Here is a 19915-nt window from a genome sequence, read left to right on the forward strand (position 1 = left end):
ATTTTGTAAAATAGCCTGTGAAAAACTGGATTTTCACTTGTAAATAACAGAAATAGGAGATGGAGAGAATGTTATTTACTTTGGATGAAATTATGACGACGAGGGAAGCATGTGATCGTTGGGAGATTACGCTGGATAATCTACACATGAAATTAAATAGATTAAAAAATAGTGATGTGTTGAATGGATTAATTAAAGAAGGAAAAGCAAAATATTATAAGCCAGAAGGAAAAAAAGAGGGGAATGGATATTTACAATAGAAGAGATTAATAAGGTGCAGCAAGTAAAATTATTAGAAATGGAACAAAGATTAGGTGATCGCATTGATCAAAGAAATAAATTAATTGAAAATGATATAAAAGATCGTAAGGAACGTGAAGAAAGAATAGAAAAAAGGCTAGAATTAAGAGATGATAACTTTATGGAAATGGTAAGAGAAATCCAAGATGCAAAACGTACTATCGTATTGGCTCAACAAGAAATAGCGGCAGCTAAAAAGAAGTCCTGGTAGAAGTTTTGGAAATGAGTATCATTTTTAAATTAATACAAGTAAAAGAGACCTTATATGGTCTCTTTTTTTTAGGGTATTTTACTGTTTTCGCTCAAATGGATTGTCTTATACATCTAAGTTGTTTCTACATAAATATCTGTAATCTCACCTATTACTATATCTTTAAAAAAATTTCCAACAGAACCAATAAACCGTTATAAAAAGTATTTAAAATAATAACAAATAGGTATAATAATTCCCACTATAGAAAATACAATACTTCCTAAATTAAATGCAGAAAGTTTCGCACGATGAACTTGAATTTCACCTAAATCTACCCCTCCACTAAAATGCTTATCCATAACTTTAGCGATGTTTTGTTGTTGATTAACAAAATAAGGTATTAGCCATATACAGCAGAACAAAATAATACTACCAAAAAAGAGTGTGTCAATAATTGAAGCTTTCCAATTTAATGAAGTAATGACTATGAGAACAAATTCTCCCACCATAACAATTATCATAGTTACTACATATCTGGTTTTTTCAGAAACGTTTTTAAATACAGTCTCGTCCATAATTTTTTCTATTTTAGTCCATATTACACTGATTAACACGATTAGGCTAATTAAGAAAATAGTAAATAAAGCTTTAACTAAAAGGTACTCAAACACTACCGACACCACCTAGTAATTTCTAAATTAGAATATAAAGTTGATTTTTTTAACTCTATCAAAAGATTAAATTCAATAATCTATTAACTAGCTTATCGAAAAATTTATTGATTTAAAGATACAACACTATATGTATTAGTTATATGGGATAAGATCTCCCAAAATTCCTTTTCTAATATATATATCTTCTAATCGTTGTTGGACTTCAATTGTCTAAATATTTTATTTAGCAATTTATATTAGTTAATAATTAGAATTTTCCGAATCAAAATTCCGTGATATTGTTAAGAAAATAATTATTATTATGATATTTCGATGTAATTGCTGCTAATGCTTTATCTTCAGGGGGAAATATAAGGTTTTCGTTACCATAATACTAATAACAACCTAACAAATTGAGTAGTTACCAGAAAATACTAAAGTTTGCCCCTCAGCAATTTACAGTATAATACACTTTTGGAAAAAATGTAATATTTAAATATTTTTTATTAATAATAATATGAATCGTCAGAATACTTATAATTATTGTACGGATTAAAGATAACTCATCTGTGGTGATCTTTATTCATTTTTTCTAGAGTTTATATTAACTTAGAAAACTTTGTAACAGAATCATATATAAGAGCAAATATGATACAAGCAATATCATAAGTTTTTTATTTTTTTACAGTAACCATTTCTCAGCTAATCTCCACTATTGATTCGCAATATTCTGTTATTTTTTTATCAATTTACAATTGCGGGTTGAACTATTATATAATATACAGAATAATGGTAATATTCAGGTGAATAGAAGTAGTTGAGGAGGACGTAGTGATATGAGCACAAATATTTTAATGCATGAAGCGGTTATGCAACAACTTAATGATTTTTATCAAATGATGTTGTCGCAGCACATTATAAAAGCAACTGAATTAAAGAAAGAAATAGATGAAAAAATTGAACAGATTAAACATGCAGAAGAAAAAGAAAATCAAAATTTATTATTATATTATTCTTTACTAGACCTAAAATATAGAATGCTAACTGATCGAGTGAGTATTCGAAAAGATAGTTTTGAAGCAATTGATACAATTGATGAATCGACAGATACACTCACAGCTTATTACTATCATTCTTTTAAAGCAGAACATGCTTTAATGTTTAGTAACTATAATGAAGCCAGAAGGCAATATGAAGAAGCTGAGAGTTTATTAGAACATATTTCTGACGAACTAGAGCATGCAGAGTTTTATCAAAAATATGCGGTGTTAAATCATCATATGTCTAGTATGTTAATATCTATTGAATACGCAAATAAAGCGAAAGAAATCTTTGAAAGGCATGCTGGATATGAGGTGAAAGTTGCTTCTTGTGAAAACACACTAGGGACAGCTTGTATATTCTTAAAGCAATTTGAAAAAGCGGAAGAACATTTGAATCGTTCCATTGACCTGTTGCAAAAACATAATGTAGAAAAATTAATTTTAGTAGTAAGGCATAATTTAGGATTATTATATGCAACTCAAAACTTATCTACATTAGCGATTCGTCATTTATCAGAAGTGACAGAGAAGAATCCTGTCCATTTTAAAGCATTGTTCTTACAAGCACGTGAACACTACAAGCTAAGAGAAACAATTATTGCAAAAGAACTTATTGAAAAAGGATTAGCAGTTTGTATAGAATTAGGAAATGAAGAGTATGTATATCATTTCAATATTTTACGTTCTCTTAATGAAGATGAAGCAATTGAACTCTTAGAAGAAGAAGTGAAAAAAGGTATTTCTTACTTTGAAACGCAGGATTTATGGGATTTCGTAGAAGAATATGCAGAAGTATTAGCAGTTCGCTTCCGCAAATTGAATAAGCATGAAAAAGTTAGTGATTATTTCGATGTATGTTACGAAGCGAAACAAAAATTACTAAGCAAAGGGGCGTTAAAATAATGAAGAAGCTTGTATTAGCGACGTTAGGATTAGTGATAGCATTATCATTTAATAACAATACAGGTGATACACAACATGCTCTAAAAAAGGAAGAAATTATACAATATTCACATGCTGATCATTTTTAATATCTCATTAACAAAGGGACTCCAATTATGGAGTCCCTTTGTTAATGGGATATTGCTTTAGTTTATCTAATTGTAATAATGCTTGTAAAAAGTGTAGATATTTTCTAAATTTGCAGAGGTAATTATTTGTTAATCTTTTAAAACATTGGCTTAGTAATAACGAGGGTTATTATAGATATATTAATCATGTAATTTGTCCATATCAAAATGAACGTTTTTTGCATTTAATATATTGTAAATATATTTTATTTTGGAAGGATGTGATTATATGGCTCATAAATCTACTGGAGTGTTTCGAGTTCCAGTTTCTGAAAATGGGATTATTCCAACTGCTCTCAACATTATGTTAAACAATGATTCACGCTGTCATACTAGTAATGTAACGGTAACTGTTAAGAGAAGTCGAAACACCTTTTTCCCAACTCAAAATGAATTAGTTGAAATCTCTCGTACTTTTGTTTCTTTAGAACCAAACAGAACAACTAAGATTGTGTTGTTTACTCCAGAATTCCAAGTAGAAGATTTCCTTGATGTCATCATTAGTGGAAATAGAGAGGATGTTAAGGATGTTCTTGTATATTCTTTCTTAGCAGATTCAGTAGGTCATAATCTGCCATCTACTGTTTTCAGAAATGCAGAATACACTTTTGCTTGCTGACACTGTGATAATGTATTCTTTACTGTCGTATATTTGAATTGAAATGTTGCAAACAGCACTTCAAGGCATATAATCTATCGTTGAAAGATCATTCGGCAGAGGAGCGGTAGTTGGTGAAAGAAGTTTAGGATATCCAGATGCAGGTGCACATATGCTTGGGGTTATCTTTACAGAAATTTTAGGTAGTTTGAAATAGAAATTAAAAGATCCCTTCTACCTTAAGGTGAAGGGTTTTTTTAATATGTTTTTTGATATATATTGCTAAATATGTTCCCATAATTCATTCTATTGTATTGAGAATAATGTCATCTACATCAAAAAACGGTTTATAAAAGGAACTAGTATTTGAAGAAGTTACACCTCAAACATACTCCTATGCATATAAGTATGTTTGAGGTGGATTTATTAAAGAATTTTATATATAGCATGACTGAAAATGAGATAAATAAAACAATATTCCCTATTATGTTTTTAAAAATTAATTGAGCAGGTCCTTGTAAAAATAAAGAAAAGACATCTAAAGGTGCCTTTCGCCGACTTAAATTAATTTTAATATTATCGATCTAAGTTTAAAAGCTGTAGGGATTTTTTCTGTGGGTTTTGTAAGTAGTTTTTACGAAATTATGAGTGTTTTTTATTTTGTATTTCAATAAGTTCATCTGGTAGCATTTTTGTATAATATTCTTTTTCTGTTAGTTCAAATATAAATAATGCTTTTTTCCAGTTATAAATAACATCTTCTACATTATGTTGTTTCATTTTTAATAAACACTGACCCTTTAAATAGAATAGTTCACCTAGTAAGTATAAAGTATTTAGATTAATTGCTAATTTGATACCCTTATCAATATACTTTATTGCCTCTTCATGTTGATATGTGAAGTCGAAACATTTTGCTAAATTTAACATGAGTTTTAATTTAATTTCTTTATCTCTAGGAAAATCTAATTTATTAAAATTAGTTAAACATCTTTTGAATATATTAATACTTTTTTCATATTCTTTATTTTCTGCATAAAATATAGCCATTGTTTGCATAATATCTATTTCTCTTTCTGATAAAAAATCAGAATCAGTTAAAGTGAGTTTTAATGCATTATTTAAAAAATCTAAAGCAGTTTTTATTGATTTATCCACCATAAATATAGCAATTGCTTCATGCCACATTAGAAATTGTTTCTCATCTTTTGTTTGAAAATTATTCAAGTTTTTCTCTTTTTTTACTATTTCATAAAGTTCTTTATATTGTTTTTGCTTTAAGCAATCTTTTATTACGTATTTTACGTTTTCTACATATTTTAATCTTTTGTTTTGAGTTAGTGCAAATATGTTATTCGGATCAATACCAAGTCTTTCTGATAATTGATATAACAATATACTAGATGGATAAATCATACCTTTTTCAATCTTGCTAATTTGACTTTGTGAACATATTCCATGACATAATTCGGATTGTGATATATTTTTTTTAATTCTAAGTTCTTTAATGGTAATACCCAAATCGTTAAATTCCATTTTTCCACCTACTATTTAGCACTTTATTAATATAAGAACATTCTCTAACCTTAATGTAATGTAAAATTAATATAGTTGCAATTATTGTTTTAAAGGTCTTATCGTTTCTATAAGATGGTGAGATTTTTTTATGTACAAAAAAGACACCAAAAGGTGCCTTTCGCCGACTTGGACCACGTTCATTTAATATAAACCTATCTGTATTTTCACATGCTTCTCTAATCCCTCTATTTTACATTTGATAAAATAAAATCCTAATATTACCAATAATTAAATAAATATTTCTACATGTTCAAGATATTTACATAAATTACAAAAATGATACATTTAAGTTGTGAGCTATAAAAACTATTAAAGGGGGATTTATTATGTTCAAGAAATTAGTAGTAGGGCTATTGGCAACAGGTATTGCATTAACAGGAGGAATTGGGGCAGCTTCAGCTGATACGCAAAAAGCTGTGAGCTCTCCGAAGCAAGCAACATGCTCAATTCCTTATGAGTATTCTAATGGTAAATTCAAAAGAACTCTTTATTACTCAAATGGAGTATATGCTAATAGTTTTAATGAAAATGTTTGTGGCGGGACGATTACGTGGTACTTAAAACATGTTCAAAATGGAGTTGCTTTTTACGAAGGTAATTTAAAATAGTAGATTTTTTGAACCTCATTTATTGAGGTTCTTTTATTTTTAGTTTTTAAACTGATTCTCTATAAAAAAGACACCCTAAGGTGCCTTTTTGCGATTTGATCCATTGTAATATGGTATTGAATGCCAGTCCGATTATTATTTTACTATGTTAAGTAGTTTCGATTATTGAGAAAAAATACAACTCATTGTTTGAATGCAAAAAAGCCCTAGGGGGACTAGGACTTTTTGCTAGAATGAATAAGATTTAAAAAAGGACTTATATAACGTAACATATGAATGTTTCGTAAATGTATCAAAAAAATGAACAAAATAGTTATTTTAAATAAAAAAAGCTCCGCGATAAAAGCTGCGGAGCTTCATAAGGTCGAGTTATGTCGTACTCACAAGGGATTTTAACATGAATGTTGTGGTAAAAATACCGGTAAATTTATCCTATAACCCCCCCCCCGCTGATTAGAGTTTCACTTCATTCGAAGGAATTTATGTTTTATAAATTAGATTATGATAGTTGATATTCTCCATATTGACCAGAAAAGAACTAAAAATTCTAGTGAAATTCCAAGTGTTCGTTTCCTAGTTTTTTGAAATTCTTTTATTAAATAGCCAACAGCACTAATTGCTATAAGAATGAAAAGAATAAGTTCGAGTGTAACTGGCATTTTATCTACTCCTAATACATTAATTTGTTATATAAAGATTATAGGATATTTTTGTGATTAGTAGTGAAAAATTCAATAGAATTATCTCTAAATGGAGTAAATGTTTCAACGGACCAATCAAAGGTCAATACAACAAGTGTTATACAATATACGCATGGAGAGCCGTGGGGCTGAAGAAATATTGAAGTATAAAGAGTTGTTAGATCGAAGGATGATTACCGAAGAAGAGTTCTAAGTGAAGAAAAAGTAACTAATAAGTATATAGATGAAACGCTCAGATGAGCGTTTTTTTATTTATATATTCGCAAGTAAAATAACATAATATCACTATGAATCCTTATAACAATATGAATTTTTGCATATTTTAAAATTCAATATATCCCTCAAAAACTTTTAATTGTATAATATATTTTGTCATATTTTTAGATTTTTCGACATAAACCAACAAAAATAGAGAACGTATCGGGAGAAGACATTATGTATACAAAACTATTAAAATCAATTACATCATTATCACTGATTGGTGGTGCGTTGTTATATACAAATGGCAGTGGTGTGAAGGCTGCTGAAGTGGGTGTTTTTTCTGATGTGCCGACATCACATTGGTCATATCCTGCGATTAAAGATTTAGCCAGTAAAAATATTATTTCCGGTTATGGGAATGGGATATTTGGTTTTGGAGATGTTGCGACAAGGGAGCAAGTTGCGGCTTTAATTTATCGAGTGTTAGTACCGAATAAACAAGGCGGTTCGTTTAGTAATGATGGAACTCGTTACGTATTAAAGGATGGGTCTACGTTTAAAAATCCTTACGGTGATATTAATCAAAGTTCTACAATGTTTCCAGAAGAGGTATTAACTTTAACGAATTTAGGAGTTTTTAAAGGTGATGAAAATGGCCAATTTAGACCGAAAGCTTCTGTGAGTCGTGCGGAAATGGCACAAATTCTTACAAATGCTTTCCATCTTGCGGCAAAACAAAAACATACCTTTAAGGATGTTCCAAATCCATTTTGGGCAGAAAACGCAATTAGTGCAGTGCAGTCAAATGGAATCGCAGATGGCACAGGGAACGGGAATTTTGAACCGTATGGCACAGTAACACGTGAACAGTATGCGCAGTTTTTATATAAAACTTTAAAATATAAAAATGCCGATGTGAAAGATACAGGAGATGCTGCATTATTAACAGCGTTTAAAGAGGAAGTACAAAAGCGTATTAATACATACGAGACAAATATTACACTTCCATATAAAACGAAAAACAATAATACAAACGAAGTGATGAATACACTTTTTAACGCATATAAAGAAGTTGCAAGTAAAAATGAGTATACAAATAATAATAGATCGAATGTTTCATATGGACTTTCTGGATCACCTGGAAATTATACATTTACGCTTAAGATTACATATCGTGAAACGAAAGAACAGACGGAATATGTCATGAAACAAGCGAAAGCAATCGTTTCTTCTATTACTCAAGTTGGAATGGATGATCACGAAAAAGTGAAGGCGATTCATGATTACGTAGTAAAACATGTTTCTTATGATACGTCTTATAAAGCTTACACAGCATATGAAGCACTTGTAAATCGTTCTGCGGTTTGCCAAGGTTACGCACTATTAACGTATCAATTATTAAAAGAAGCAGGAATTGAAAATCATTTCGTGACAGGAACTGGGGACGGACAACCTCATGCTTGGAATTTAGTGAAAATCGAAAACAAATGGTATCATCTTGATACAACATTTGATGATCCGGTTCCAGATGAGCAGGGCCGCGTAACGTATTCGTATTTCAATTTATCGGATGAACAAATCGCAAGAAATCATGAGTGGAACCGCGGAGACTACCCGCAAGCTACAACGAATTATTATAGTACACTGACAAACAAAATTGCGGCAGGTAGTACGAAAACGCCTGCATATCAACAAATATTAAAAGATACAAAGTTAAACTATTTAGGAAATGAATATATCGCAAATAACTATACCGAATTAAAAAATAAAATGCAGCAACGCTATAGTGCAAAACCAGAGAAAATTGAAGTGCTATACAAGCAATCAATGAATGGTGCACTGCAAGATGTGAAAAAGGCAATTGGTGAAATCGATTATCCGCAAGAGGCAAATCGAGTTTCTTATAAAGCGGAGCCTTACAATGCGAAAGAAGGGTATTCTTTAGTGACGATTACGTTTACGTATTAAGAATGAGAAAAAGCATCTGTTTCAGATGCTTTTTTTTATTGTATTGATTCGACAAAATATGACAGGGGAAAGCGAATTGGTCTGTTATGATAATTTTTGAAATTTTACATTTTGGAGGATTAATCATGAAAAAAAAGAAGATTTTCGGTGCGTTAATAGGAATTTTAGCCTTATTTGTAATTATTAATGTAGTTGTTATGAAAGAGAAAACGACATCAACTAGTGAAAAAATGTACTCTGAGAAAGAATATAATAAATTAGTAGATGAACATTTTGAAGAAACGCAAAAGTTGAAAAGTGATATGAGTGTGTTAGAAACTGAAAAAAAATCTCTTGATGAGCAAGTGAAGAAGTTAAAAGATGAGTTAGCGAAAAAAGAGCAACAAGTAGCGCAGCAGCCGGTTCAACAAGAACAACCAAAGCAGGAACCACAACAACCAGCACCAGCGCAACAGCCGGAAAAGAAAGAAGAGCCAAAACCAGAACAACCTACTGGAGCATTCGAAAATCCAATGAAAAGCATAAACAAAACAGAGGCAATGAATAAAGTAAAAGAAAAGGCGAAGAAAGACTTCCAAGATGATTATATGACACAAAACTTTGTTGCGGAGGAACAATCAAAAGCATTTGATTTCTTAAACAGTATTGAAATTAAATCACAAGAAGAATTAAATGTAATGAAGAATGCATTGAAAGATTTTTCTAACGACTTTATGACCGCGAAGTTTGTTTATGAAGAGCAAATGAAGGCGAAGAATAAGCAAGGGTAAAACAAAAACGCTATCTTTTAAAAAGGTAGCGTTTTTGTTTTGGGTTATAAAGTTATTCCTACATTTGACATATACAGTTTAACTATATATTTATCGTTACATTGGAGGTCTTTATGAATAGAGATAAAAATTTACCATTAACGGAAACAACGTATTACGTTCTTTTAGCTTTATTAGAGCCAGCTCATGGATATTTAATTATGCAAAAGGTGGAGGAACTGAGTAATCATCAAGTGAAAATCGCAGCGGGTACATTGTATGGTGCGGTTGAAAATTTATTAAAACAAGGGTTAATTGAATCGGTAAAAAGTGAAGATAAACGAAGAAAAGTGTATGTCATTACGGAACGCGGGAAAGAAGTATTGCATTTAGATTTTATGAGAATGCAGCATATTATTGCGGTTACAAAGAGTTTATTACGCGTATAGTTAGGGGGAAACGATGATGTGGAGATTGAAATTCTTTTTAGATTTTGAGAAAGAGGAAAAATGGTTAGAAGAGATGGCTTGGAAAGGCTATCAACTGAAAAGCACTACATTTGGTTATACATTTAGATATACAGAGCCGGAAGATGCGACGATTAGAATAGACCATAGAGTATTTAGTAGAAAAAGTGAATTTATTAATTACTGCACGTTATTTGAAGATAGTGGTTGGGAGCATATAGCCGGTAATCGTTGGTCAGGTACGTACTATTTTAAAAAGGTAAATGAAGAAAGTGAAGATGACATTTTTTCAGATCCAATGTCACGAGCAGGGAAGTATAAGCGTCTATCTAAAACATTTTTAGAATTAGCGATCTGTTATTTGCCGATATTATTTTTATTTGTGTATAGTAATACAATGAATTTAGGAGCCTTTGTAAATCCGAAAGAACTATACTTGACGCCAGGATTATGGGATAAGCAAGGTGCATCATTTCTATGGTCATTCTTATTTGAAACGCCATTTGCATTAATGAGAGGACTTTTTTTGATATTTATCCCCGTTGCGACATGTATGTTTTTCGTTTGCTCGTATAAAGCAAAACGATTGTATGAAGAGAGAAGATGATAGGATGGGGTCTCTTAAAGCTGATGCTTTGAGGGGCTTTTTTGAATTTAAAAATGCAACATCTGGGTTATATTGTAAAATATTTACTTTATAAACATTTGAATGTGATATAATTTTAATAATAATATTACTTAGGAGGATGATCATCATTCATACACTTTTAGGTATTATTGGAGTAATTGTTTTACTAGCTTTTGTTATCCACCCCGGCGTCCCAGACAAGCGTGTCCCTCTAAAAAATAAACTCGCAGTAATCCTTCCATTGATTGTTATAGCCGGTTTCATTTCCTTTTATATATGATTAAAATAAGAACTTATCAAGTAGAAAGAAGTATATATATTTTTCTACCAATGTGTAGTTCCACTAGGAGGTTGCTTATAATGAAATTTCATAAATACACAGTAACGCTTATGTTTCTAGCCATCAGCTCAAGCAATGACTTTTAGGTGTCATCACTGCTATTGTCCTCTTGTTAATCGCTGCATGGACCATACAGACAACCAGCACAAATAAATTATTGTATTTCTCAATAAACAAAAATAACAGTTGGATGGGAGTCTAATACATATTATTAAAATTAAAGTGGTTCAAGTCGGAGGAAGGCACCTTAGGGTGTCTTTTCTTTATTTTGCTAATGAATAGCTTGTCCTCTTCTATATAACTCTTTAAAATGTAAAATGTGCCATCTTTGCCCTTCCCTTATGAAGGGAGGGACAGGAATGAAAAAACGTAAAAAAAAGGCGACCAAAAAGACAGAATCCCAGTCTTTCGTAAGTAATCTAGCATCGTGGACGACAGTACTGAGAAATATTCATTACTTCTTCACGCAAAGCCAGTTTGTAAAACATATAATTCAATTCATCAAAGAACAAATTGGAATGTAAAAAAGTGCTGCTATGATTAGCAACACTCAACTCAAAAACTAAAGTAGATCGAACACTGAGCTGAAAGTACTGACCATCCTTTCTTCGCACAAGACCAAAGTGATTTAGAAGCGGCAAAGATGTCAGTGTTCTATCTTCTACTAAGATTATATTTTATTTTGTCCATAATAGACCTATATATACGTTAATAAAAAAGAAATACCCCAGCGACCAACCGGGGTATTTCATGACCGATAGGAATGAAAAAACTTGGCGACCAAACCTAGCTTTTGTGTTATTCCCATAAAATTTAAAAACTAAGCAACATCTTGTTGCACTTTTATTTTATCATTATCTTTCTCTTATTGGAATACATTAGATTATTTTTTAGATAAGAGTCCAATACATATTATTAAAATTAAAGAGGTTCAAGTCGGAGGAATGAACTTTAGGGTGTCTTTTTTTCTTTCTAAAAGAGAGTTTTGCTTTCAAGAAGATACATTTTCAATGGATTACTGTCATGAGTATATAGATAAAGTCCATCAAGACATGTATGTTCATGAATATGTAAAATTACATAAAATTTCAGTGAAAAAGAGAGTATACTTTCGTATTGTGTAATAAAGATAAAGCCCGCCTACGGAAATAGGCGGGCTTTTTTTACTTATAAAGAAAAGACAACCTTTAAGGTGTCTTCCTTCGATTTGAAACATTTTACTAGGTTAAGTTTTTGTGATAATAAACTCTTTTAATTGGAATGAACCTACGCAGTACATCACTTTATTCTTAAGCATCATGCTCAACAAAAGTGAAGATTTTCATTATCTTTTTAACTACAAAGGGTAATAATTTAGAAGCTAAAAATGCAAGTATGAAAGCAATTCCCCATGTTTTTATCCATGATTTGAGAAATAAAGCTGTATATCCAACATTCATTGAAACCATGACGAAAGAGATAATGCTAGATATGCCTAAAATCATAAAGATATTAAAAATTATTGGTTCGAATTTTTTATTGATTTTCAACATTAACACCTATTTTCTATATATGCTTTGCTGCCCAATTTCACCAACATCTAATCTTACAGTTTGAAATCTAGGTTGTCCAGTTTGTTTTACTTTGGTGCAATAGCGATATTGTTTGGAATAAAGTTTCACTTTATTATTTAAGAGCGAATAAATGAAAAATAAAATATCCAAAAATATAGATAGAAATCCGCTTTTATACCTTTCAATAAAAGAATACTAGCATTATATATTATAAGGAATACTTGTCCTTAATTGTAAATGAAAGGGGGGAATTGGTATGAGTTATGGCTATGGTCACCCTCCAAAAAAATGCTTTGAACATCATAATGAAACTTTATCAACGGGTGTATTACGTAGACATTCCGCTACGTTATTTCTTACTGTTGAAGCTATGAATGTTGATCCAGATGATACTCGTAGAGTAACAGTTGAAATGTTTGATTGGTCATCGGGTTCTCCGGTATTGTTACCATTAATAGACCCTTCAACACAAACATTGCCACCTAATCGATATGTTACTTTTCGTTCAGCAGCTCTTCCTCCAGCACTCTTTGCTTATGAAGTAAGAATCATTCGTCCGAAAGATAGAGATGTTGTTACAAATGTTTTTGGTCTTAGTGCAATCGTATTTAACCCACAAGAAGGAAATAATGTTTTACAACATGATTTAGCAAAATTAGACCTTAAATAGATTTTATAAAGGTCTATTTATTGAGCATGATTAAACAAAAGAGTAGGGTGTAATCCTACTCTTTTTTTAACGTTAACTAGAATTTTAAAAGAAATCCTTCATCATTTTAGCATCTTTAATATTTACTATCACACCTTCTACCTTATCTTTCTTCTCATCTTTAGCAATTGTAATTTGTTCCTTATTATCAACCCAAACAAGAAACTCTTCTTTGGAGTCATCTTTATATGTAACGGTAATAGTAGAATGTGCAGATTCTCTCTTTTTTTGATCTAAAGTAATTGTTGTAGGTGTTCCATTTTGAACTGCTGAAACGATAGATTGTATCATTTCTTCGTTATCTGTTTGAGATTTGGAAGTAGTATGATTTGTTGTTTTCAGTATTTCAATGTCTGTAATATTTGCGGAGTTTAATTGAAAGGTATTTTGTGTATGTTCTTGCTTAGCTTGTGAAGCTTTATCTGTAGCTGAGGTGCTTGTACAGCCTATTAAAGTGAAAGATAGAGCGGTTAGAGCGCATATAGATATGATTTTTTTCATAGTATCCCTCCTTAAGTTTAATTATAACAATTTTCTGTTAATTTAGGTAGTTATTGTAAGGTGGGTGAGGTGTGTTGAAGTGGTAAATCACGCTATTCTTTCTCTATCAAAAACAAAATTTAGATATTTTTTTAGATTTTATGTTTAACATTTCGAGAATAGGTGTACTACATATAATATAACAAATAATTCATTTTAAAGGAGGAAGTTAAAGATGGAAACGAAGTATAGTAAACCTTTTGTATATGAATTTATTACGGAGAAAGAGGTCATGAATGCGGCGAATGATCTAGTGAAGAAAGGGATAGACCAAAAAGATATTTACGTATTAACACACGAGAAAGAAAGGACAGATAGAATCGCAGACAATGCAGACTTGAATACAATTGGTATACAAGAGGAGGGACTTGGGACAAGTATTATTAACGTCTTTCAAAAAACGGGAGATCAGTTAAGAAATAAGATGCAGGAGTTAGGGCTTAATGAGGAAGAAGCGAACTTCTACGAAGAAAAGCTAGATGAAGGAAAAATCTTGTTATTCGTTAAAGATTTAGAGAGAGTCGGTGAATGGTTACAAGAAAGAAGATGCATGTATTCTATTTAAATTTGTATCCTGTAAATCTATAAATCTATTACGAAAAGGAGATGGGAAATATGAGTGAGAACGGACTAAAAGAACAAATTACGGGTAAAGTGGAAAAGACAAAGGGACAAGTAAAAGAAGGAATTGGTGAGGTTACAGAAGATAGAAAGTTGAAAAATGAAGGGAAGTGGGACAAGACGAAGGGAACGATAAAAGAAAAAGTCGGAAAAGTGAAACAAAAGATAAGTGATGGGTTGGATAATAAAGAATAATACATGTTTATCAAGCTTTGGTTACATACCAAAGCTTGATAAATACAATATAAAACGAATATAGGAGGGTTAATTGTGGGACTTATTATTACGTGTATTGTAGGTGGACTTATTGGTGCGTTAGCTGGAATGATTACGGGAAAAGACTTTCCTTTAGGTATAGTTGGTAATGTGATTGCCGGATTAATCGGATCTTGGGTAGGTAGTGCATTATTTGGTCATTGGGGTCCTGAATGGGGAGGCATCTTTGTTCTTCCAGCGTTATTAGGTGCAATCGTCTTTATTTTAATCGTAACATTTTTCTCTAGAATGCTGCGGAAAGCGTAAGTATGATCATGAATAGTAATCTTAAGTTTTTTATATATAGCTATAAGGTTAATAGAGTGATAAATATACATAAAAAAGCATCCAATTAAACTAATTTGGATGCTTTTTTAATGTAATCTACATAGGAATAAGCGGGGGATGAAGGCCCCCACTCATTGAAATTACAATTTCTATTATGTATTAAACCATCGTTACTTTTTTACAATTATTTATTCTTACGACCTGCCTTGGTTCTATATGAGATAAGTCCTCGTTATTACCTATATCCACTACAATTGTATTCGTTAGTATATTAATAATGGAACCAACTAATTTTGTAGCATGATCGTGTCGATAAGAAAATTGAACAAAATCTCCCTTTTTAAAGCTGTGCTCTTCCATAGATAGATCCCCCTAAAAATAATGTTTATACATTATATATACACAAATTTATAAGGTTTAAACATTTGGTAGTATTTTTTACGTGTTAAGCCGAGAAAGCTGTAGAAAATTTATTTATAATAAAAATAAAAAAATATGTTTAAAACTAATTTTTATGGGTAATTAACATAGTAGTAGTTCGAGATAAGGGGGCGGAAATGATGAATTTGGCAATAAATATTTTGCAAAATAATGTAGGTTATACGGTACAACTTAATGGTGAAATTGATGCGTATACGGCATCAGATTTGAAAAATAAGATTATGCCTATTGCAAGCGAAAAAGAGGTTCAGATTGTAGTAGATTTTCATAACGTAGATTATATGGATAGCACCGGTTTAGGTGTTTTTATAGCGCTATTAAAAGCGGTTAAGAAAAATGATGGAAAACTAGAGTTTATTGGTGTATCTAAAAGGTTAAAAAGATTATTTGATATTACAGGGTTAACAGAAATATTAAATTTGAATTCCGATTTTGAAAAAGTAGAAAGAAGGTGACTAGGGATGATGGAGAGATTTGAAAAGATAGAAATGAAAATTCCTGCAAAGGCAGAATATGTGGCTATTATTCGTTTAACAATGGCTGGTGTTGCGAATCGAATGGGCTTTGCTTATGACGATATAGAAGATATGAAAATTGCTATTAGTGAAGCATGTACAAATATTGTACAACATGCATATAAAGAAGACGTTGGAGAAATTGCAATTGTCTTTGGACTATATGAAAATCGATTAGAAATTATGGTTGCGGATAATGGGGTTAGCTTTGATTTTAATAACTTAAAAAGGAAAGTTGGTCCGTATGATATTAGTAAACCAGTAGAACATTTGCCGGAAAATGGTTTAGGTTTATATTTAATTAATACGTTAATGGATGATATACAAATCATGCATGATGAGGGCATGACAGTTTTAATGACAAAATATATACAAAGAGAGCAGGTGGAGAATGATGGAAATCCAATCTCAACCTACGAATCTTACTAAAGAAGACGTTATTAAACTAATTGCAGACTTCCAACAAAACCAATGTGATGATGCGCAGGAAAGGTTAGTTGAGCATTATAAAAATCTTGTCTATTCCATTGCATATCGCTATTCAAAAGGCGGACCGATGCATGAGGATATTATACAAGTAGGCATGTTAGGGCTCTTAGGCGCAATAAGAAGGTATGATTATTCGATAGGGAATGCCTTTGAGCCTTTTGCAATACCTACAATAGTAGGCGAAATAAAGAAGTATTTACGTGATAAAACTTGGGGCATTCACGTTCCAAGGCGAATTAAAGATTTAGGCGGAAAAATTAAACTTGCGATAGAGGAGTTAACAGATCATCTGCAACGTTCACCGAAGATAATAGAAATTGCAAATCATTTAGGACTATCGGAAGAGGAAGTTCTAGAGATTATGGATGCTAAAAATAATTATCGAGTATCTTCCTTAGATGATGTAGTTGAAAATTCATCTGATGGAAGTTCGGTAGCGAGAATTGAATCTGTAGGTGAAGTAGAGCAAGGATATGAAGAGACAGAAAGGCGTCTCGTTTTAAAGGATATTTTTAACGTATTAAATGATACGGAAAAGAGTGTTATTCATTATATATTTGGAGAAAATTTAAATCAAAAAGATACAGGGGAACGGTTAGGTATTTCACAAATGCACGTTTCTCGTATTAAAAGACAAGCGATAAGTAAATTGAAGCAAGCCGCATTTTTAGATACATAAAAAATTTAAAATAATGATGTTTAAAACATGAGAAAAGGGGTACTTATTAAGTATAGGAGGAGATATGAAAATGTCACACGATGTGAAAGAACTAATCGAAGGATTGAATGAAGATTTAGCAGGAGAATACTCAGCAATTATTATGTATAACCATAATGCAGCTACAGTTTCTGGTATATATAGACAAGTGTTAAAGCCTTTCTTTGAATCTGAAATTAGTGATGAACAAGGACATGCCCTATATTTAGCGGAGAAAATTAAGACGCTAGGTGGTATACCTACTACGATCCCTTTACGAGTGAAACAAGTAGAAGACGTTAGAGAAATGTTAGAAGAAGCTAGGAAGTCAGAATATGAAACAATTAAGCGTTATGAAAAGCGAAAAGAACAGGCAGCGAAATTAAATATGACAGAGTTAGTTGTAAAACTAGAAGATATGATTGCCGATGAAACAAATCATATGGAAGAATTAGATCGTCTTTTAAATGACAAAGCAATGGTATTAAATTAATAGTGGAAATTTATAGAATGAAAGAACAAACTCTCATTTCTGGGGGTTTGTTCTTTTGCTGTATAAAAATTATGTTAGAGTAGGAAATTTTCATTTTGTAACTGAGTATGCAATACTAGAAAAATAGAAAATGATAATAGATTTACATTTTAAATAAGAAAAGGGGAAATAACTTGTGTCCATTTTAATTGTCGATGATAATCCGGTTAACATCTTTGTAATTGAAAAAATTTTAAAACAAGCCGGATATCATGATCTTGTATCACTCAATTCTGCACAAGAGCTCTTCGAATACATACATTTTGGAAAAGATTCTTCCAGGCATAATGAAATTGATTTAATATTATTAGATATTATGATGCCTGAAATTGATGGACTTGAAGTTTGTAGACGATTACAAAAAGAGGAGAAGTTTAAAGATATCCCTATTATTTTTGTTACAGCTTTAGAGGATGCAAATAAATTGGCCGAAGCTCTTGATATGGGGGCAATGGATTATATTACGAAACCTATAAATAAAGTTGAACTATTAGCACGTATGCGTGTAGCGTTACGCTTGAAATCAGAATTAAATTGGCATAAAGAACAAGAAGAAAATCTTCGGAATGAACTAGATTTAGCTACGCAAGTACAAAGAAACTTATTAAGTAGCCCATTAAGAGAAGATCATATAAAAATTGAAGCAAGTTACTTACCTTCATTTAAACTAGCTGGAGATATGTATTATTGGTATAAAATCGATGAAAATCGCTACGGTATTATATTATTAGATGTGATGGGACATGGTGTATCTGCTTCATTAGTTTGTATGTTTATTTCGTCTGTATTACGTGAAACAATTAAATGTTTAATTGATCCAGAACTCGTTATTAAAGAATTAAATAAATATATGACCCTTTTACATAATGAAAATGACAATATTCCTTATTATTTTACGGCGATATACTTAGTTGTTAATACAGAAGATAGAACAGTTGAATATGTAAATGCAGGGCATCCTTCTGGATATGTTTTAGTTGATGAAACAAATGTAGTTGAACTAGATCGCGGGAGTTGTGCCGTAGGATTTTTTGATGAAATAAAAGTTAAAAAGACAGTTATACCTTTTGAGAAGAACGCTCAAATATTATTGTTTACAGATGGTGTTCTTGAAGCAATTGCAAATGATGAATTTGAGTCTGAAGAGAAATTACGTACTTTTACAGAAAGAAAATGGGGAGATTTAGAAGGCGAGATAGAAGGGTTTTACAAGGAAGAACAAAAGAAAGCGCAATCAGATGATATGTGTCTCATTATGATACAAACGAATGCGAAATAAAAAGCGTATGAAATCCAAACAGAGGATTTCATACGCTTTTTATTGTATTTTTTGATAAATTTGTTCACTAGGATTAAATTGCGTATAATGCGGCATTATATTTGAAAAACGAAGAGTTTCTTTATTTCCTAAACATAGAAATCCATTGTGACTTAAACTTTCATAAAATAGTTGCTGCACTTGATTTTGAAGTTTACTTGTAAAGTAAATTAAGACGTTACGACAAAGTATAATATGAAACTCGTTAAAAGATTGATCGGTTACTAAATTATGCTGTGCAAAAATAATGTTTTGTAAAAGTGATGGATTAAAATAAGCAAAACGATTATCTGTTGAATAATAGTTAGAAAACGCTTGTGTACCGCCAGCTTGTAAATAGTTTTTCGTATAAGTTTGCATTTTATTTAACGGGAGGATACCTTGTTTTGCTTTTTCTAACACATTTGTATTCATATCTGTTGCGTAAATAACCGACTTTTCACTTAATCCTTCTTCGTGAAGTAAGATGGACATTGATAATACTTCTTCACCAGTTGCGCATCCAGCATGCCAAATTCTAATTTCAGGTTGCTTTTTCAATTCAGGAATAACATGCTCTCTAAGCGCTTTAAAAAAGGCAGGGTTACGGAACATCTCAGTTACATTAATCGAGAAATCATTTAATAACTGTTCTAAAACCCCTTCCTCGTGAATTACTTTTTCAATTAATTTTGAAATGGTTGGGATATTAGAGAGCTGCATTCGATTACAAATCCTTCTATAAATAGATGTGCGAGCATATTGACGAAAATCAAATCCTGATAGTTTAAATACCGCTTCCAATAGTAATTCAATTTCTAAGTTCGTGCGCTCATCCGTATCTACTGATGGATCAAAATTATAATACTTATTTTCCACTC

Annotated in this window: 25 protein-coding genes and 3 pseudogenes; 21 read left to right on the top strand and 7 right to left on the bottom strand. The window is 31.3% G+C overall.

Annotated features, from left to right (window positions below; genetic code table 11):
• Nucleotides 1–68: 68 nt before the first annotated feature.
• Both ACTL4X_RS05055 and ACTL4X_RS05060 read left to right on the top strand, forming a co-directional pair.
• Nucleotides 69–271 (top strand): annotated as a pseudogene (locus ACTL4X_RS05055) (hypothetical protein); the annotation flags it as partial.
• A pseudogene (locus ACTL4X_RS05060) lies at nucleotides 257–511 on the top strand (DUF3967 domain-containing protein); the annotation flags it as partial. The pseudogenes ACTL4X_RS05055 and ACTL4X_RS05060, both read left to right, overlap by 15 nt.
• 194 nt (nucleotides 512–705) lie before the next feature.
• Here ACTL4X_RS05060 and ACTL4X_RS05065 read toward each other — a convergent pair.
• The gene (locus ACTL4X_RS05065; RefSeq protein WP_441394998.1) at nucleotides 706–1164 is read right to left on the bottom strand and encodes a hypothetical protein; all 459 of its coding nucleotides are present in this window, start codon (nucleotides 1162–1164) and stop codon (nucleotides 706–708) included.
• 104 nt (nucleotides 1165–1268) lie between these two features.
• A pseudogene (locus ACTL4X_RS05070) lies at nucleotides 1269–1374 on the bottom strand (BtrH N-terminal domain-containing protein); the annotation flags it as partial.
• Nucleotides 1375–1982: 608 nt separating this feature from the next.
• Here ACTL4X_RS05070 and ACTL4X_RS05075 point away from each other — a divergent pair.
• From ACTL4X_RS05075 to ACTL4X_RS05090, 4 genes are all read left to right on the top strand, one after another.
• The gene (locus ACTL4X_RS05075) at nucleotides 1983–3092 is read left to right on the top strand and encodes a response regulator aspartate phosphatase (RefSeq protein WP_135811474.1); all 1110 of its coding nucleotides are present in this window, start codon (nucleotides 1983–1985) and stop codon (nucleotides 3090–3092) included.
• Nucleotides 3092–3220: a hypothetical protein gene (locus ACTL4X_RS05080; RefSeq protein WP_000737556.1), complete on the top strand. Its 129-nt coding sequence runs from the start codon at nucleotides 3092–3094 to the stop codon at nucleotides 3218–3220. The genes ACTL4X_RS05075 and ACTL4X_RS05080 overlap by 1 nt, the downstream gene beginning before the upstream one ends.
• Nucleotides 3221–3488: 268 nt before the next feature.
• Nucleotides 3489–3878: a hypothetical protein gene (locus ACTL4X_RS05085; protein WP_000940664.1), complete on the top strand. Its 390-nt coding sequence runs from the start codon at nucleotides 3489–3491 to the stop codon at nucleotides 3876–3878.
• Between the two features lie 76 nt (nucleotides 3879–3954).
• Nucleotides 3955–4074 carry a DAK2 domain-containing protein gene (locus ACTL4X_RS05090; protein WP_071740898.1) on the top strand — a complete coding sequence of 40 codons (120 nt, stop codon included), beginning with the start codon at nucleotides 3955–3957 and terminating at the stop codon, nucleotides 4072–4074.
• A 425-nt stretch (nucleotides 4075–4499) separates the two neighbouring features.
• Here the strand turns inward: ACTL4X_RS05090 and ACTL4X_RS05095 are convergent, their stop codons facing one another.
• On the bottom strand, nucleotides 4500–5393 hold the full coding sequence (locus tag ACTL4X_RS05095) for a helix-turn-helix domain-containing protein (protein ID WP_441394999.1): 894 nt from the start codon (nucleotides 5391–5393) through the stop codon (nucleotides 4500–4502).
• Between the two features lie 368 nt (nucleotides 5394–5761).
• On the opposite strand from ACTL4X_RS05095, the gene ACTL4X_RS05100 reads away from it, so the two are divergent.
• The 6 genes from ACTL4X_RS05100 (at nucleotide 5762) to ACTL4X_RS05125 (ending at nucleotide 11621) form a co-directional block, all read left to right on the top strand.
• A complete protein-coding gene (locus tag ACTL4X_RS05100) occupies nucleotides 5762–6043 on the top strand; it encodes an LCI fold-containing protein (RefSeq protein WP_000473837.1) in 282 nt (93 codons plus the stop codon).
• 1136 nt (nucleotides 6044–7179) lie between these two features.
• Nucleotides 7180–8913 carry an S-layer homology domain-containing protein gene (locus tag ACTL4X_RS05105; protein WP_441395000.1) on the top strand — a complete coding sequence of 578 codons (1734 nt, stop codon included), beginning with the start codon at nucleotides 7180–7182 and terminating at the stop codon, nucleotides 8911–8913.
• Between the two features lie 125 nt (nucleotides 8914–9038).
• The gene (locus tag ACTL4X_RS05110) at nucleotides 9039–9683 is read left to right on the top strand and encodes a hypothetical protein (protein WP_441395001.1); all 645 of its coding nucleotides are present in this window, start codon (nucleotides 9039–9041) and stop codon (nucleotides 9681–9683) included.
• A 113-nt stretch (nucleotides 9684–9796) separates the two neighbouring features.
• The gene (locus ACTL4X_RS05115; protein WP_017673390.1) at nucleotides 9797–10111 is read left to right on the top strand and encodes a PadR family transcriptional regulator; all 315 of its coding nucleotides are present in this window, start codon (nucleotides 9797–9799) and stop codon (nucleotides 10109–10111) included.
• Between the two features lie 13 nt (nucleotides 10112–10124).
• Nucleotides 10125–10736 (top strand): DUF2812 domain-containing protein, encoded by a 612-nt coding sequence (locus ACTL4X_RS05120; RefSeq protein ID WP_441395002.1) that lies wholly within the window; start codon nucleotides 10125–10127, stop codon nucleotides 10734–10736.
• A gap of 720 nt (nucleotides 10737–11456) precedes the next feature.
• Nucleotides 11457–11621 (top strand): hypothetical protein, encoded by a 165-nt coding sequence (locus ACTL4X_RS05125; protein WP_000746319.1) that lies wholly within the window; start codon nucleotides 11457–11459, stop codon nucleotides 11619–11621.
• A 765-nt stretch (nucleotides 11622–12386) separates the two neighbouring features.
• On the opposite strand, the gene ACTL4X_RS05130 is transcribed toward ACTL4X_RS05125, so the two are convergent.
• Nucleotides 12387–12626: a DUF2798 domain-containing protein gene (locus tag ACTL4X_RS05130; RefSeq protein ID WP_000700207.1), complete on the bottom strand. Its 240-nt coding sequence runs from the start codon at nucleotides 12624–12626 to the stop codon at nucleotides 12387–12389.
• A gap of 280 nt (nucleotides 12627–12906) precedes the next feature.
• On the opposite strand from ACTL4X_RS05130, the gene ACTL4X_RS05135 reads away from it, so the two are divergent.
• On the top strand, nucleotides 12907–13320 hold the full coding sequence (locus tag ACTL4X_RS05135; RefSeq protein ID WP_000120217.1) for a hypothetical protein: 414 nt from the start codon (nucleotides 12907–12909) through the stop codon (nucleotides 13318–13320).
• A gap of 84 nt (nucleotides 13321–13404) precedes the next feature.
• Here the strand turns inward: ACTL4X_RS05135 and ACTL4X_RS05140 are convergent, their stop codons facing one another.
• Nucleotides 13405–13860 carry a hypothetical protein gene (locus tag ACTL4X_RS05140; protein ID WP_000720848.1) on the bottom strand — a complete coding sequence of 152 codons (456 nt, stop codon included), beginning with the start codon at nucleotides 13858–13860 and terminating at the stop codon, nucleotides 13405–13407.
• Between the two features lie 214 nt (nucleotides 13861–14074).
• On the opposite strand from ACTL4X_RS05140, the gene ACTL4X_RS05145 reads away from it, so the two are divergent.
• The 3 genes from ACTL4X_RS05145 to ACTL4X_RS05155 all read left to right on the top strand — a co-directional run bounded on the left by ACTL4X_RS05145 (nucleotide 14075) and on the right by ACTL4X_RS05155 (nucleotide 15042).
• Nucleotides 14075–14464 (top strand): general stress protein, encoded by a 390-nt coding sequence (locus ACTL4X_RS05145; protein WP_000448804.1) that lies wholly within the window; start codon nucleotides 14075–14077, stop codon nucleotides 14462–14464.
• Between the two features lie 50 nt (nucleotides 14465–14514).
• Nucleotides 14515–14715 carry a CsbD family protein gene (locus tag ACTL4X_RS05150; protein ID WP_001293465.1) on the top strand — a complete coding sequence of 67 codons (201 nt, stop codon included), beginning with the start codon at nucleotides 14515–14517 and terminating at the stop codon, nucleotides 14713–14715.
• 75 nt (nucleotides 14716–14790) lie between these two features.
• Entirely contained in the window at nucleotides 14791–15042 is a 252-nt protein-coding gene (locus ACTL4X_RS05155) for a GlsB/YeaQ/YmgE family stress response membrane protein (RefSeq protein WP_000522903.1), read from the top strand.
• A 180-nt stretch (nucleotides 15043–15222) separates the two neighbouring features.
• Here the strand turns inward: ACTL4X_RS05155 and ACTL4X_RS05160 are convergent, their stop codons facing one another.
• Nucleotides 15223–15423 (bottom strand): hypothetical protein, encoded by a 201-nt coding sequence (locus tag ACTL4X_RS05160; RefSeq protein ID WP_000391018.1) that lies wholly within the window; start codon nucleotides 15421–15423, stop codon nucleotides 15223–15225.
• Nucleotides 15424–15620: 197 nt separating this feature from the next.
• Here ACTL4X_RS05160 and rsbV point away from each other — a divergent pair, with 197 nt between their 5' ends.
• The 5 genes from rsbV (at nucleotide 15621) to ACTL4X_RS05185 (ending at nucleotide 19016) form a co-directional block, all read left to right on the top strand.
• Complete coding sequence (gene rsbV / locus ACTL4X_RS05165) at nucleotides 15621–15959, top strand: anti sigma b factor antagonist RsbV (RefSeq protein ID WP_002182514.1); 339 nt, start codon at nucleotides 15621–15623, stop codon at nucleotides 15957–15959.
• Between the two features lie 6 nt (nucleotides 15960–15965).
• Nucleotides 15966–16448: an anti-sigma B factor RsbW gene (gene rsbW, locus ACTL4X_RS05170; RefSeq protein ID WP_000970576.1), complete on the top strand. Its 483-nt coding sequence runs from the start codon at nucleotides 15966–15968 to the stop codon at nucleotides 16446–16448.
• Entirely contained in the window at nucleotides 16411–17187 is a 777-nt protein-coding gene (sigB, locus tag ACTL4X_RS05175) for an RNA polymerase sigma factor SigB (RefSeq protein ID WP_322367444.1), read from the top strand. Before rsbW ends, sigB begins: the two co-directional genes overlap by 38 nt.
• A gap of 70 nt (nucleotides 17188–17257) precedes the next feature.
• Nucleotides 17258–17698, top strand: a complete 441-nt coding sequence (locus tag ACTL4X_RS05180; RefSeq protein ID WP_406904235.1) for a ferritin-like domain-containing protein — start codon at nucleotides 17258–17260, stop codon at nucleotides 17696–17698.
• A 175-nt stretch (nucleotides 17699–17873) separates the two neighbouring features.
• The gene (locus ACTL4X_RS05185) at nucleotides 17874–19016 is read left to right on the top strand and encodes a fused response regulator/phosphatase (protein ID WP_000025504.1); all 1143 of its coding nucleotides are present in this window, start codon (nucleotides 17874–17876) and stop codon (nucleotides 19014–19016) included.
• A gap of 39 nt (nucleotides 19017–19055) precedes the next feature.
• On the opposite strand, the gene ACTL4X_RS05190 is transcribed toward ACTL4X_RS05185, so the two are convergent.
• On the bottom strand, nucleotides 19056–19913 hold the full coding sequence (locus tag ACTL4X_RS05190) for a CheR family methyltransferase (RefSeq protein WP_000429046.1): 858 nt from the start codon (nucleotides 19911–19913) through the stop codon (nucleotides 19056–19058).
• Nucleotides 19914–19915: the final 2 nt, after the last annotated feature.

It is taken from the genome of Bacillus sp. RE35 (assembly GCF_052146655.1).
GTDB classification, from domain to species: domain Bacteria; phylum Bacillota; class Bacilli; order Bacillales; family Bacillaceae_G; genus Bacillus_A; species Bacillus_A cereus.

Bases quoted from the DNA above. Each gene is read 5' to 3' on its own strand.
- ACTL4X_RS05075 (WP_135811474.1), top strand. From the start codon at position 1,983: ATGAGCACAAATATTTTAATGCATGAAGCGGTTATGCAACAACTTAAT.
- ACTL4X_RS05080 (WP_000737556.1), top strand. From the start codon at position 3,092: ATGAAGAAGCTTGTATTAGCGACGTTAGGATTAGTGATAGCATTATCA.
- ACTL4X_RS05085 (WP_000940664.1), top strand. From the start codon at position 3,489: ATGGCTCATAAATCTACTGGAGTGTTTCGAGTTCCAGTTTCTGAAAAT.
- ACTL4X_RS05095 (WP_441394999.1), bottom strand. From the start codon at position 5,393: ATGGAATTTAACGATTTGGGTATTACCATTAAAGAACTTAGAATTAAA.
- ACTL4X_RS05100 (WP_000473837.1), top strand. From the start codon at position 5,762: ATGTTCAAGAAATTAGTAGTAGGGCTATTGGCAACAGGTATTGCATTA.
- ACTL4X_RS05105 (WP_441395000.1), top strand. From the start codon at position 7,180: ATGTATACAAAACTATTAAAATCAATTACATCATTATCACTGATTGGT.
- ACTL4X_RS05110 (WP_441395001.1), top strand. From the start codon at position 9,039: ATGAAAAAAAAGAAGATTTTCGGTGCGTTAATAGGAATTTTAGCCTTA.
- ACTL4X_RS05115 (WP_017673390.1), top strand. From the start codon at position 9,797: ATGAATAGAGATAAAAATTTACCATTAACGGAAACAACGTATTACGTT.
- ACTL4X_RS05120 (WP_441395002.1), top strand. From the start codon at position 10,125: ATGATGTGGAGATTGAAATTCTTTTTAGATTTTGAGAAAGAGGAAAAA.
- ACTL4X_RS05125 (WP_000746319.1), top strand. From the start codon at position 11,457: ATGAAAAAACGTAAAAAAAAGGCGACCAAAAAGACAGAATCCCAGTCT.
- ACTL4X_RS05135 (WP_000120217.1), top strand. From the start codon at position 12,907: ATGAGTTATGGCTATGGTCACCCTCCAAAAAAATGCTTTGAACATCAT.
- ACTL4X_RS05140 (WP_000720848.1), bottom strand. From the start codon at position 13,860: ATGAAAAAAATCATATCTATATGCGCTCTAACCGCTCTATCTTTCACT.
- ACTL4X_RS05145 (WP_000448804.1), top strand. From the start codon at position 14,075: ATGGAAACGAAGTATAGTAAACCTTTTGTATATGAATTTATTACGGAG.
- ACTL4X_RS05150 (WP_001293465.1), top strand. From the start codon at position 14,515: ATGAGTGAGAACGGACTAAAAGAACAAATTACGGGTAAAGTGGAAAAG.
- ACTL4X_RS05160 (WP_000391018.1), bottom strand. From the start codon at position 15,423: ATGGAAGAGCACAGCTTTAAAAAGGGAGATTTTGTTCAATTTTCTTAT.
- rsbV (WP_002182514.1), top strand. From the start codon at position 15,621: ATGATGAATTTGGCAATAAATATTTTGCAAAATAATGTAGGTTATACG.
- rsbW (WP_000970576.1), top strand. From the start codon at position 15,966: ATGATGGAGAGATTTGAAAAGATAGAAATGAAAATTCCTGCAAAGGCA.
- sigB (WP_322367444.1), top strand. From the start codon at position 16,411: ATGATGGAAATCCAATCTCAACCTACGAATCTTACTAAAGAAGACGTT.
- ACTL4X_RS05180 (WP_406904235.1), top strand. From the start codon at position 17,258: ATGTCACACGATGTGAAAGAACTAATCGAAGGATTGAATGAAGATTTA.